Genomic DNA, 12,952 nt, shown 5'->3' with positions numbered 1-12,952 from the left:
AAAAGTCCGGCTCCGCCACTGATCGGCGGTGCCGCGTATCCCGCTGTTGGTTGCGCTCCCCCTGTGGCAGGTGCGGACCCAGCAGACACAAAGAACAATTTTGCCACATCACCGGGCAGCCGGCCAATTTCCGGCAGCCCGGTTCCGGCCCGGCGAGTGCGGATCAGGCTCCGGCGTCCCCGGCTTGGTCCTTTCCAGCGCGGCGCCGCAGGCGGCCGTCGACGACGTCGTACCCGAGCTCGGCGAAAGCGGTGCGGTCCGCACGGTCCAGGCTGCCGGCGTCGAACGCGTCCAGAAGGTCCGGACGGCGCTCGGCGGTACGACGGAACTGTTCGTGGCGGCGCCAGCGGGCGATCTTGCCGTGGTTGCCGCTGAGCAGGATGTCCGGAACGTCCCGGTCACGCCAGCTGGACGGCTTGGTGTAGACGGGGTATTCGAGGAGCCCGTCCGAATGCGATTCCTCGACGAGGGATTCGGGATTTCCGACGACGCCGGGCAGCAGCCGCCCGATGGCCTCCACCATGGCCAGCACGGCTACCTCGCCGCCGTTGAGCACATAGTCGCCCAGGCTTACCGGGCGGACCGTGAAATGGTCCGCGGCCCATTCGATGACCCGCTCGTCGATGCCTTCGTAGCGGCCGCAGGCAAAGACCAACTGCTCTTCTTCGGCGAGCTCGTAGGCAGTGGCCTGAGTGAAGCGCTCCCCCGCCGGCGAAGGAACCACCAGCACCGGACGGCGCTCCCCCGAAGCAGCAGCGGCCACTGATTCAAGTGCCTGGGCCCAGGGTTCGGGCTTCATGACCATGCCGGCGCCGCCGCCGTACGGCGTGTCGTCGACAGTCCGATGCCTGTCGGTGGTGAAGCTCCGGAGGTCATGGACGTTGAGTTCCAGGATGCCGTCCTGGCGCGCCTTGCCGATGAGCGAAAGCTCCAGCGGGGCCAGGTATTCCGGGAAGATGCTGACGACGTCGATCCTCACGCGCGGTCTCCGGCGTCGCCTTCGGTCTCGTCGTTCTTTGCCTCATCGCTGTTCAGCTCGAACAGGCCGGGCGGCGGGAGCAGCAGCACGTAGCCGCCGTCGGGGTTGACCTCGGGAACGATCTCCTCGACGAAAGGCACCAGGATTTCCTTGCCGTCCGCGCCCTCGATGACCAGGAGGTCCTGCGCGGGCAGGGTGTTCAGTGCGGTAACCTTGCCGACCACCTGGCTGCCCACCCGGGCTTCCAGGCCCACCAGCTCGTGCTCGTACCAGCCCTCGTCGCCGTCGTCGTCCAGCTCGTCGGTTTCGACGAACAGCTTGGCGCCGCGGATTTCCTCGGCGCCGTTGCGGTCGGCGACCTGTTCGAAACCGAGCAGCAGGATGTCCTTGTTCCAGCGGGCGCTCCGGATGGTCAGCGGGCCGAGCTTGGCCGGTTCCACCCGGAATTCGGTGCCCGGAACGAAGCGGTCCCCGGGAGCGTCGGTGAGCACCTGGACTGTCACCTCGCCGCGGATTCCGTGGGGCTTGCCGATTCTGGCCACCTGAAGCTGCATGGTTTCCTCTGATTTCCTACGCTGTGCCGCGCCTCTGCGGCAAGCGGCCCGAAAGTCTGATGGGGCGAAAAAAGGAATCCGGCCCCTCCACCATTATCTGGTGGCGGGACCGGATCCAAAGTCCAGCTATTGCTGAGCGCGCCTACCGGCGACGGTCGGTGTCGACGACGTCGACCCTGACCTGCTCGCCACCGGCCAAAGCCGCGATCACAGTGCGCAGTGCACGTGCGGTGCGTCCCTGGCGGCCGATGACCCGTCCGAGGTCGTCCTGGTGGACGCGGACCTCGAGCGATTCACCACGGCGGTTGTTCCTGGCACTGACCTTGACATCCTCAGGGCTGTCGACAATGCCGCGGACCAGGTGTTCGAGCGCTTCTGCCAGCAATTTACTCGGCCTCGGTGGCTTCTGCCTCGGGAGCCTCGGCTTCCTCAGCGGCCTCTTCCTTCTTGGCCTTCTTGGTGATGGCTTCGGGGATGATCACGGAACCCTTTTCCGGAGCGACGAAGGCTTCCTTCGGAGCCTTGGTCTTCAGGGTGCCTTCCTGGCCCGGCAGGCCCTTGAACTTCTGCCAGTCACCGGTGATCTTCAGGATGGCGGCAACCTGCTCGGTCGGCTGGGCGCCGACGGACAGCCAGTACTGGGCACGCTCGGAAGCGACCTCGATGTACGAGGGCTCCTCGGTGGGGTGGTACTTGCCGATTTCTTCGATGGCACGGCCATCGCGCTTGGCGCGGGCGTCCATGACAACGATGCGGTAGTACGGTGCGCGCATCTTACCGAAGCGCTTGAGGCGAATCTTAACGGCCACTTTTGTGGTCACTCCTGTTTCTGAAACGAGGGTGAACCCGTCGTTCTGCACCCGTGGGGCGGGCCGTACTTGAGGGTTCTAAGGACAGGATGCGCGCACGGAGAGAGGGGCCGCGCGGATCGAGTACCTGTCCATTGTGCCAGATGGCGGACGGGAATTCGAACCGGGGCTACCGGGGTGTCGCGCGCGCCGGGGCCGGACCCGGGAAACCCTGAAGCCCCGGCATCGAGCTCAGACGGACCAGACGTAGAGCCCGGCCCGTTCGGACTTTTCGACGTCTGCGGCCAGCGCCGCCAACTGCTGGACATAGCCGCGGGATTCCGCCGCACCGAAGGGCATGTCGTCCTGCGCGGCCCAGCTTTCGGCGACGTCGTCCAGGACGTTGCCTTCGCCTTCGCTTTCGTAGCTGAGCAGTTCGGAGAGGGCGCGCACCATGGCCGCAGGAACACCAAGCAATGCGTCACTGGTGACATCGACCATGGCCAGTTCGTAGTCCGCGCCCGCAGCGTGGACGGCTGTCCCGGCCAGGTCCCCCAGTTGCTCCACTTCGAAGTCGCTGATGCCGGGGATACGCACAGCCGTCCCGGCCACGTCGCCGCCGCTTTCCAGGGCAGCCGCCCGCTTGAGCGCTTCATCGTGGGTGGCAACAAAAACTTCGGCAAAACCCATGGAAACCACTCTCATTCATCCGTTCCAACGCAGGGGCGGCGGTCGACCGGCACTACCGGGGAATCGCGCCGCCACGATCAGCGTAACGGACAGGGCAGCTAACGGACCGCCACCCGGAGGCGGTTGCGCCACGGATCTTCGAAACGCAGCTCCTGTCCGGTGTGGTGCGATCCGATTCCGGCGACCTTGAGGCGATCGGCAAGCGCTCCGACGTCGTCACCGGACGGCACCTCGATCACCACTTCACCCAGCCCCAGGGTGTCGCGGCGCGGGCCGGCCCCGCGGCTGTTCCAGACGTTCATCGCCATGTGGTGGTGGTAGCCGCCGGCAGAGACGAACAGGGCCTGGCCGTGCCATCCTGCGGTCCGCTCGAAGCCGAGGGTGTCGACGTAGAAGTCCTGGGCAGTCTGCACATCACCCACCTGCAGGTGGACATGTCCGACGCCGGCACCGGCCTCGCGCTGGCCGGCCAGTGCTTGTTCGCTCAGGTGCTCCTGCAGGTAGCGCTGCGGCGGCAGCGGAAGGCTGTCCATGACCACAGAGCTGCCGTTCCATTCCCAGCCGTCGCGGGGCTTGTCGTAGTAGAGCTCGATGCCGTTGCCCTCGGGATCGGTGAAATAGAAGGCTTCGCTGACCAAGTGGTCCGCGCTTCCGACGAAGGCGCGCGGTTCATACTGCGCCGCGGAGGCGACGGTCGCCGCGAGGGCGGCCCGGTCCCCGAACAGCAGGGCGGTGTGGAAGAGGCCCGCTTCCCCGCGCCCGGGAATCTGCAGGCCGCCGCCCGGAGCAAGGTGCACCAGGGGTTTCCCGAGGCGCCCGTAGTAGAGGCCGCCGTCCTGCTCCGCCACGACGTCCAGGCCCAGGGCGTTCTGGTAGTAGTCGCTCATGAGCTTCATGTCGCCGACCTTGAGCATGACGGTGCCCATGGTCAGTTCGGCAGGAAGCAGGTCCTGGCTGGCTGCGGTGGTCATTGAAACTCCCGAAAAGTGTTGGCGCCGCCGATCGGCGCTTCTACTCTTATTAAATTACTTGAAGCTTCAATTTATTCCAAGAATCACCTGATCATTTTTCCGCCGAGCACCACGTGCCGCAGCCGGGTGATAGTGCCAAGCCTCCGCCGCGGATCCTCCGCGCAGAGCACGACATCGGCCGGGGCGCCTTCGCTGATCCCGCCGGCCCCCAGCCACTCGCGCGCGGACCAGCAGGCGGCGTCGAGGGCCGCGGCCCGGGGAAGCCCGGCACGATGGAGTTCAAGGATCTCGTCGGCGATGCGGCCGTGCTTGATGACGCTTCCGGCGTCGGTTCCCGCATAGATCCGCACCCCGGCTTCGTACGCCTCGCCGATCCGTTCGTGGCGGCCTTCCCACAGCTCCCGCATGTGCGCGGCGTAGCGGGGGAACTTGGCTTCGGCGTGTATGGCGATGTCCGGGAAGGTCGCGATGTTCACCAGGGTGGGAACGATCGGAACGGCCTGCTCGACCAACCGCGGGATGTGCCGGGGCTGCAGGCCCGTGGCGTGCTCGATGCAGTCGATGCCGGCGTCGAGCATGTCGTCGATGGTGTCCTCCGCAAAACAATGGGCGGTCACGCGGGCGCCTTCGTCATGGACCGCGGCCACGGCGTCCCTGACGACGGCGGCCGGGAAGGAGGGTCCGAGGTCGCCGGCGGAGCGATCGATCCAGTCCCCCACCAGTTTCACCCAGCCGTCGCCCGCGCGGGCCTGCTTCCTGGCTTCCTCCACGAGCTGTTCCGGTTCAATTTCCACGGCAAGGCCGCGCAGGTAACGCCGGCTGCGGGCGATGTGCCGGCCGGAGCGGATGATCCGGGGCACCTCCCCGCTCCCCTGCAGCCAGCGGGTATCCGCCGGGACTCCGGCGTCGCGCACCAGGAGGGTTCCGGCGTCGCGGTCCGCCAGGGCTTGGGTCCGGGCAGTGTCCTCGTCCACCGCTCCGCCTGGCCCGAGGCCGATATGGCAGTGGGCATCCACGAAACCCGGCAGCACCCAGCCGTCCAGGATCGCGTGCGGTTCTTGTTCCGGGCGGGTGAAGGTGAGGCGGCCGTCCACCGACCACAGTCCGCGGCGTTCCTCTGCGGGCCCGCAGAGCACCGGGCCTGTGAATTCGATGATGCGCTGCACGCTGCCACGGTAACATCCGGGCTTTTCGATCCCCGCGCCCGGGGCTGTGGTAGCTTCGACTACGACCACACGGGGGCCCATGCATGGGCTGAGATCAGGCTGACGCAGCCTGCGACCGTCGAACCTGTCCGGGTAATGCCGGCGAAGGAAGTGAGTAATCCTTTGAGTACCTCAAATGCACAGCACAGCCCTGCCCAGAACGGTTCCGCCGACGTGACGCAGTCGCTGAAATCGCATTCCCTGGCCTATATCGAGGACGCCGGTTCCGGCATTCGGGTGCCTGTCACCGAAATTGCGCTGGAGCCCTCCCCCAACGGCGAGGCCAACCCGCCGTTCCAGGTCTACCGCACCGCCGGTCCCGGCAGCGATCCCGTGGTCGGGCTGGAACCGTTCCGCGCGGCCTGGATCGAAGGGCGCGGCGACACCGAAGAGTACAGCGGCCGTGAACGGAACCTGCTCGACGACGGCAAGTCGGCCGTGCGTCGCGGAGCAGCTTCCGCAGAGTGGAAGGGCGCACAGCCGGTGCCCCGCCGCGCCGTCGAGGGCAAGACGGTGACCCAGATGCACTACGCCAAGCAGGGCATCGTGACACCGGAAATGAAGTACGTTGCGCTCCGCGAAAACTGCGACGTCGAACTGGTCCGCAGCGAGGTTGCTGCCGGGCGGGCCATCATCCCCAACAACATCAACCACCCGGAGTCCGAGCCGATGATCATCGGCAAGGCCTTCCTGGTGAAGATCAATGCCAACATCGGCAACTCGGCCGTGACCAGCTCGATCGCCGAAGAAGTCGACAAGCTGCAGTGGGCAACGCAGTGGGGCGCGGACACCGTTATGGACCTCTCCACCGGCGATGACATCCACACCACCCGCGAGTGGATTATCCGCAACTCCCCCGTTCCGATCGGCACCGTTCCGATCTACCAGGCGCTGGAGAAGGTCAACGGCGAGGCCAACAAGCTGACCTGGGAGATCTTCCGCGACACCGTGATCGAGCAGTGTGAGCAGGGCGTGGACTACATGACCATCCACGCGGGCGTGCTGCTGCGCTACGTCCCGCTGACCGCCAACCGCGTGACGGGCATCGTTTCGCGCGGCGGTTCCATCATGGCCGGCTGGTGCCTGGCGCACCACGAGGAGAACTTCCTCTACACCCACTTCGACGAGCTCTGCGAGATCTTCGCCAAGTACGACGTCGCGTTCTCCCTGGGCGACGGACTCCGGCCGGGCGCGACGGCGGACGCCAACGACGCCGCCCAGTTCGCCGAGCTGGACACCCTGGCCGAGCTGACTAAGCGGGCCTGGAAGTACGACGTCCAGGTCATGGTGGAAGGTCCGGGCCACATCCCGTTCCACTTGGTCCGGGAAAACGTGGAGCGCCAGCAGGAACTGTGCGACGGCGCCCCGTTCTACACCCTCGGCCCGCTCGTCACGGACGTCGCTCCCGGCTACGACCACATCACCTCGGCCATCGGCGCCACGGAAATCGCCCGCTACGGCACGGCCATGCTCTGCTACGTCACCCCGAAGGAGCACCTGGGCCTGCCCAACAAGGACGACGTGAAGACCGGCGTGATCACCTATAAGATCGCCGCGCACGCAGCAGACCTTGCCAAGGGCCACCCGGGCGCCAACGAACGCGATGACGCGCTGTCCAAGGCCCGCTTCGAGTTCCGCTGGCGGGACCAGTTCGCGCTGTCGCTGGACCCGGTCACGGCCGAGGCGTTCCACGATGAGACCCTTCCCGCGGAGCCGGCCAAGACGGCGCACTTCTGCTCGATGTGCGGGCCGAAGTTCTGCTCCATGCGCATCAGCCAGGACATCCGCAACGAGTACGGCTCCGCCGACTCCCAGGCGGCAATCGCCGAGGCCTACGCGGGCATGCGGGAGAAGAGCGAAGAATTCCTGGCCGCCGGTGGAAAGGTCTACCTCCCCGAGCTGAAGCTGCCCGAAAACGCAGTGAACTAGGGCGAGGTCCGCCGCGCGCGATCCGATTCCGCGATGAAGGAGCGGATGATCCGGTCGCCTTCAGGCGAATCATGGGGCCGGTGTCCTCCTGCCGCGACGCGGTGGAGGGCACCGGTTTCGCGCAGGTAGCCGGCGATCTCCTCGTACAGGGGTTCCCAGCCGCCCGTGAGCACCAGGGTAGGGACGCCCGGAACGATATGCAGCGGCGCCTCCCACGGTGGTGCCTGCAGCCTCAGCCGCCGGGCGACCCTGCGCGGGTCCTCGTTCGACGGCGGTTCCGCGGCCGTCGAGGCCGTGCGCCGCCGGAACTCCTGCAGGTATTCCTCGTCGCCCAGCCGGTGCCGGGCCTCGAACAAGGGTTCCATGAGCGCCCGGTACGCCATGGTGGCGGGGAGTTCCGCGGTCAGGGACAGGCAGGCCGGTTCCACCAGGACGAGTGAGCGCACCAGTTCCGGATGCCCGACGGCGGCCAGCATCGCCGGGATGGCGCCCTGGGAATGCGCCACGAGGTGTCCGCCGGGCGTCCCTCCGCTGTCCAGGGCAGCCAGGATGATCGCGACATCGGCAGCAAGATCGGCCTCCACGGGCTCCGCCACGGGATCGAAGCCGTGGCGCCGCAGGAAGAGGGCGTCAAACTGCAAGGCCATGCCGTGCTGCTTCGGCCAAGCGGCGGCTCCGAATGAGCCGCCGCCGTGGACGAAGGCAACGCGTTGCTTTTCCATTGCACCAGCCTAGATTGCGAGGGGCCCGGCCGAGCGAAGCGAGACGGGGAGCAGGCTAAGCGTTATGGGGGCCCTCCGACATCCCAACTGTCTGGCAGTCATGGCCGTTTTCACCGCTCAGAACGGCCTTACGTGCGAGTCAGTTGGGAGGAGACCCTACTTACCGAGGAACTTGTCGAAGCCCTTGGGCAGGTTCAACTGGGACGGATCGAAGTCCGCGGCACCCTGGCCGAAAGCCGCCCCGCTCGGAGCGGAAGCTGCCGCACTGCGCTTGGCCTCGGCGTCGCGCAGTTCCTGGGCCGCCTTGGCCGGGTTTCCGGAACGGGCCTTCTTCTTGGGCGCGTTCTTGCCGCCCTTGCGCGCGCCGCCGCCCATGCCGGACATCCCGGGCATTCCCGGCATGCCGCCGCCCTGGGCAAGCTTCTTCATCATCTTCTGCGCCTGGGCGAAACGCTCCAGCAGGCCGTTGACCTCGGAAACGTGCACACCGGAACCGCGGGCAATACGGGCGCGGCGCGAGCCGTTGATGATCTTCGGCGCAACACGCTCGTGCGGAGTCATGGAGCGCACGATGGCTTCGACGCGGTCGATCTCGCGCTCATCGAACTGCTCAAGCTGCTGGCGGATGTTCTGGGCACCCGGCATCATCATGAGCATCTTCTTCATGGAGCCCATCTTGCGGATCTGCTGCATCTGGGCCAGGAAGTCGTCCAGGGTGAAGTCTTCCTGGTCGGCGAACTTCTTCGCCATCCGGGCGGCTTCGTCCTTGTCCCAGTTCTTCTCCGCCTGTTCGATCAGGCTGAGGACGTCGCCCATGTCGAGGATGCGAGAGGCCATGCGGTCCGGGTGGAACAGCTCGAAGTCGTCGAGGTTTTCACCGGTGGAGGCGAACATGACGGGCTTGCCGGTCACGGACGAGACCGACAGCGCGGCACCGCCGCGCGCGTCGCCGTCGAGCTTGGACAGGACGATGCCTGTGAAGTTGACGCCCTCGTCGAAGGCGAGCGCAGTGTTCACGGCGTCCTGGCCGATCATCGAGTCGATGACGAACAGCACTTCGTTGGGGATGATCGCCTGGCGGATACGGCGCGCCTGGTCCATCATTTGGGCGTCGACGCCGAGGCGTCCGGCGGTGTCCACGATCACGACGTCGTGCAGCTTCTGCCGGGCTTCCTCGACGCCGGCCTTCGCGACGGCGACCGGGTCACCGGTGGGGGTCTCGAGGTCTGAGGTGGTGCCCGGGTGAGGGGCAAACACCGGAACACCGGCGCGGCCGCCCACCACCTGCAACTGGGTCACGGCGTTGGGCCGCTGGAGGTCACAGGCAACCAGGATGGGGCTGTGGCCCTGGGACTTCATCCATTTGGCAAGCTTGCCCGCGAGGGTGGTCTTGCCGGCGCCCTGGAGGCCGGCGAGCATGATGACGGTGGGGCCGGTCTTGGCCAGCCGGATGCGGCGGGTTTCGCCGCCGAGGATCTCCACGAGTTCCTCGTTGACGATCTTTACGATCTGCTGGCTCGGGTTCAGCGCGGCTGAGACCTCGGATCCGAGAGCACGTTCGCGGATGCGTCCGGCGAATTCACGGACCACGGGAACGGCAACATCCGCGTCCAGGAGGGCGCGGCGGATCTCCCGGACTGTGGCATCGACGTCGGCCTCGGAGAGGCGTCCCTTGCCACGGAGATTCTTGAAGGTTGCTGTCAACCGGTCAGAGAGTGAATTGAACACGCGACGTGCACTTCTTTCAATGGTCTACGGATGGCGGCCGGAGCGGCGCGCCTGCATCATTGCCGATCGTTGTCCCGGACAACACTGATTCAGCGCGGCTGCGGGACCCGACTATCTAGGGTACCAAGTTGCACCTCCAAGATGGCATGCTGGCACAGTGACCAGCGAAAACACTGTGAAAACACTGCTCATCCTTGGTGCTTCGGGTGACCTCACCGGCAGGCTGCTGCTGCCGGGACTGGCGCGGCTGGTGGCCTCGGGCCGCGCTGCGGACCTGTCGCTCGTGGGCGCCGGCTCCGATGACTGGACCGCGGCGCAGTGGCGCAAGCGGGTCCACGATACCTTCGCCGAGGCCGCCAAGTCCGCTGGCAGCGAGGGCAAGGCCGGCCTTGCCGCCATGGAAAAGAACACCGCCTACCATAGCCTCGACGTCACAGCGGAGGGCAGCCTGGCCGCACTGATCGACACGCTGGAGGCACCCGTTGCCGTCTACTTCGCCCTTCCCCCGCAGGTCAGCCAGAAAGCCTGCGAAATCCTTGACCGGGCGCAGCTTCCGCCCGGCACCCGCCTCGTCCTGGAAAAGCCCTTCGGTTCGGGCACCGATTCGGCGCATGCCCTGAACCAGACGCTGGCGGGGCTGGTCCCGGAAGACCACATCCACCGCGTAGACCATTTCCTGGGCAAGGCCACGGTGCTGAACATCCTGGGCCTGCGCTTCGCCAACCGTTTCCTGGAACCGGTGTGGAACCGCGAGCACATCGAGAAGGTGGAGATCATCTTCGATGAGGACCTCGCGCTGGAGGGCCGCGCCCGCTATTACGACGGCGCCGGCGCTTTGCGTGACATGATCCAGAGCCACTTGCTGCACATCATGGCCCTGCTGGCGATCGATGCCCCGGCCACCATCGGCGAGCGCGACCTGCGCGATGCGATCTCGACGGTCCTGCGCGCCAGCAGCATCACCGCACCCTACAAGAAGTCGACGCGCAGGGCCCGCTACAGTGCCGGGAGCATCGGCGGCCGCGACATCCCCGACTACGCCGCCGAGGAAGGGGTGGACGCCGACCGCAACACCGAAACCCTCGCCGAGGTCCAGGTGGGAATCGATAACTGGCGCTGGAAGGGCGTTCCATTCATCCTGCGTTCGGGCAAGGCCTTGGGCATGATGCGCAAGGAAGCGCTGGTCACCTTCCGCCCCGTGCCGCACCTGCCGGAAGGTTTCCGCGGCGTGGACTCCCCCAACCAGCTGCGGATCGGCTTCGGCCCAGACACGCTGCAGCTCGACGTCGACGTCAACGGCCCGGGCGACATCTTCAGTCTCGACCGGGCGACGCTGCTGGCCGAGCTCAACGCCTCCGAGCTGCTCCCCTACGGTGAAGTCCTCGAAGGGGTGATCAGCGGCGATCCCCTGCTGTCGGTGCGCGGCGACACCGCGGAACAGTGCTGGAGGATCGTGGAACCGGTTCTTGCCGCGTGGGCCAGGGATTCGGTGCCGCTGGAGAAGTACGACGCCGGCAGCGCCGGTCCGGCGGGTTGGCCCACCGCCGTCGGGCGCTGACGCCCGGCCCCGCTGCCGCGGAGAGAACCGGATACAGAAAAACGGGCCGGGTACCTTATCGGTACCCGGCCCGTTCCTTGCCTCCGGTGGAAAGCCCGGATCAGATGGCGGCTGCGCTCATCTTTTAGATGGCGGCTGCGCCGCGTTCTCCGGTGCGGACCCGGACTGCCTCGTGGACGTCCACCGTCCAGACCTTGCCGTCACCGGCGCGTCCGGTGTTGGACGAGGCGATCAGAACATCCAGGATGTCGTCAGACTGTTCGTCGGTGGCCAGTACTTCGATGCGGATCTTCGGCAAGAGGTCAACGTTGTACTCGGCTCCCCGGTACACCTCGGTGTAGCCGCGCTGGCGGCCGTATCCGCTGGCCGCGCTGACCGTCAGTCCCTGGACGCCGTAGGCCTCGAGGCCTTCACGGACAGCCTCAAGCTTCTCCGGACGGACAATCGCGGTAATGAGTTTCATGCCTGGACACTCTCCTTGTTGCTTGCAGTTGCGGCTTCGGTGGCTTCTTCGGCCTCGGCGGGGGCCGACTTCTTGCCGGTGATCAGGTCATGGAGCGGCTGGAAGCTTCCGCCGTGCCCGCTGACTCCGAATTCGTAGGCCGTTTCGGCGTGGAGGCTGAGGTCGGCGCCGGCGATTTCCTGGCGCTCGGAGATGCGGAAGCCCATGATCTTGTGGATCGGGTAGGCGATGATGAAGGTCATGACCCCGGTGAAGACGATGGACATGAGTGCCGCCAGTGCCTGTGCCACGAGCTGGGTGGTGCCGCCGCCGTAGAAGAGTCCGGCCGCGCCCTGGGTGGGAGTGGCGAGGAACCCGATGGCCACGGTACCGATGACGCCGGAGACCAGGTGGACGCCCACCACGTCGAGCGAGTCGTCGTAGCCGAGCTTGAACTTCAGGCCGACAGCGAGGGCGGAGGCCACACCGGCAACCACACCAAGGGCGATGGCACCCAGCGGGGAGACGTTCGCACAAGCAGGGGTGATGGCGACCAGGCCGGCAACCACACCGGAGGCCGCGCCGAGCGAAGTGGGGTGGCCGTCGCGGATGCGTTCCACCACGAGCCAGCCGAGCATGGCCGCGGCCGGGGCAACGAGGGTGTTGATCCAGATCAGGCCGCCCTGCTGAACGGTTGCGGCTGCACCGGCGTTGAAGCCGAACCAGCCGAACCACAGGATGGCCGCGCCGAGCATGATCAGCGGCACGTTGTGCGGGCGGTGGTTGGGGTCCTTGCCGAAGCCCTTGCGGTTGCCGATGATCAGCACGAGGATCAGGCCGGCCACACCGGCGTTGATGTGGACCACGGTGCCGCCGGCGAAGTCGATCACCGGTGCAAAGGTCTTGCCGAACCAGCCGTCGGCGGAGAACAGCCCGCCGCCCCAGACCATGTAGGCCATGGGTGCGTAGACGAGAGTGGCCCAGATCGGCGTGAACAGCGTCCATGCCGAGAACTTGGCCCGGTCGGCGATGGCGCCGGAGATCAGTGCCACGGTGATGATGGCGAAGGTGGCGGCGTAGCCGACCTTCAGCAGGTCAGCCGGTTCGGTGAAGTTGTGCAGTCCGAAGTGGCTGAAGGGGTTCGCGAAGATCTGGAAGAAGTTGTCCTTGTTGCTGGTGGACATCGAGGCGCCCCACAGGACCCAGACAATGGCCACGGTGCCGATGGCGATGAAGCTCATCATCATCATGTTCAGGGCGGCTTTGGCACGGGTCATGCCGCCGTAGAAGAATGCCAGGCCCGGGGTCATGAACAGCACGAGCGCTGCTGCGACCAGGAGCCAAACGAGACCGGCGGTGAATTCCATGGTCTGCGTCCTCTCTGCT

General features: G+C 66.4%; 13 protein-coding genes and 1 riboswitch. Of the genes, 2 read left to right on the top strand and 11 right to left on the bottom strand.

The features are described from left to right. Positions 1-163 precede the first annotated feature (163 nt). From trmD to ACNQPB_RS11175, 7 genes are all read right to left on the bottom strand, one after another. Positions 164-979 carry a tRNA (guanosine(37)-N1)-methyltransferase TrmD gene (gene trmD, locus ACNQPB_RS11205; RefSeq protein WP_498751659.1) on the bottom strand — a complete coding sequence of 272 codons (816 nt, stop codon included), beginning with the start codon at positions 977-979 and terminating at the stop codon, positions 164-166. Beyond that, on the bottom strand, positions 976-1,533 hold the full coding sequence (rimM, locus tag ACNQPB_RS11200; protein WP_498751657.1) for a ribosome maturation factor RimM: 558 nt from the start codon (positions 1,531-1,533) through the stop codon (positions 976-978). Before rimM ends, trmD begins: the two co-directional genes overlap by 4 nt. 142 nt (positions 1,534-1,675) lie before the next feature. Further along, positions 1,676-1,918, bottom strand: coding sequence for an RNA-binding protein (locus ACNQPB_RS11195; protein ID WP_070347547.1), 243 nt, complete (start codon positions 1,916-1,918; stop codon positions 1,676-1,678). Between the two features lies 1 nt (position 1,919). Next, positions 1,920-2,342, bottom strand: coding sequence for a 30S ribosomal protein S16 (gene rpsP, locus ACNQPB_RS11190; RefSeq protein ID WP_115788751.1), 423 nt, complete (start codon positions 2,340-2,342; stop codon positions 1,920-1,922). A gap of 231 nt (positions 2,343-2,573) precedes the next feature. Next, positions 2,574-3,011 (bottom strand): hypothetical protein, encoded by a 438-nt coding sequence (locus tag ACNQPB_RS11185; protein ID WP_498751655.1) that lies wholly within the window; start codon positions 3,009-3,011, stop codon positions 2,574-2,576. 98 nt (positions 3,012-3,109) lie between these two features. Then, complete coding sequence (locus ACNQPB_RS11180) at positions 3,110-3,982, bottom strand: VOC family protein (RefSeq protein ID WP_498751653.1); 873 nt, start codon at positions 3,980-3,982, stop codon at positions 3,110-3,112. 83 nt (positions 3,983-4,065) lie between these two features. Further along, positions 4,066-5,148 carry an amidohydrolase family protein gene (locus ACNQPB_RS11175; RefSeq protein WP_498751651.1) on the bottom strand — a complete coding sequence of 361 codons (1,083 nt, stop codon included), beginning with the start codon at positions 5,146-5,148 and terminating at the stop codon, positions 4,066-4,068. Between the two features lie 59 nt (positions 5,149-5,207). Further along, positions 5,208-5,315: riboswitch (TPP riboswitch) on the top strand. Here ACNQPB_RS11175 and thiC point away from each other — a divergent pair. Continuing rightward, positions 5,311-7,116, top strand: a complete 1,806-nt coding sequence (gene thiC, locus ACNQPB_RS11170) for a phosphomethylpyrimidine synthase ThiC (protein ID WP_498751649.1) — start codon at positions 5,311-5,313, stop codon at positions 7,114-7,116. Its footprint overlaps the riboswitch before it by 5 nt. Here the strand turns inward: thiC and ACNQPB_RS11165 are convergent. Further along, positions 7,113-7,838: an alpha/beta fold hydrolase gene (locus ACNQPB_RS11165; protein WP_498751647.1), complete on the bottom strand. Its 726-nt coding sequence runs from the start codon at positions 7,836-7,838 to the stop codon at positions 7,113-7,115. The genes thiC and ACNQPB_RS11165 overlap by 4 nt on opposite strands. Positions 7,839-7,994: 156 nt before the next feature. Continuing rightward, positions 7,995-9,566, bottom strand: a complete 1,572-nt coding sequence (gene ffh / locus ACNQPB_RS11160) for a signal recognition particle protein (RefSeq protein ID WP_498751645.1) — start codon at positions 9,564-9,566, stop codon at positions 7,995-7,997. A 157-nt stretch (positions 9,567-9,723) separates the two neighbouring features. Here ffh and ACNQPB_RS11155 point away from each other — a divergent pair, with 157 nt between their 5' ends. Continuing rightward, on the top strand, positions 9,724-11,124 hold the full coding sequence (locus ACNQPB_RS11155; RefSeq protein WP_498751644.1) for a glucose-6-phosphate dehydrogenase: 1,401 nt from the start codon (positions 9,724-9,726) through the stop codon (positions 11,122-11,124). Between the two features lie 124 nt (positions 11,125-11,248). Here the strand turns inward: ACNQPB_RS11155 and ACNQPB_RS11150 are convergent, their stop codons facing one another. Continuing rightward, positions 11,249-11,587 (bottom strand): P-II family nitrogen regulator, encoded by a 339-nt coding sequence (locus ACNQPB_RS11150; protein WP_498751642.1) that lies wholly within the window; start codon positions 11,585-11,587, stop codon positions 11,249-11,251. Further along, positions 11,584-12,933: an ammonium transporter gene (locus ACNQPB_RS11145; protein ID WP_498751641.1), complete on the bottom strand. Its 1,350-nt coding sequence runs from the start codon at positions 12,931-12,933 to the stop codon at positions 11,584-11,586. Before ACNQPB_RS11145 ends, ACNQPB_RS11150 begins: the two co-directional genes overlap by 4 nt. Between the last annotated feature and the right edge of the window lie 19 nt (positions 12,934-12,952).

Source organism: Curtobacterium sp. LFS079 (assembly GCF_047977865.1).
Lineage (GTDB): Bacteria > Actinomycetota > Actinomycetes > Actinomycetales > Micrococcaceae > Arthrobacter.
Note: the sequence above shows the minus strand (reverse complement) of the source record. Positions and strands in the feature narration are given on the sequence as shown.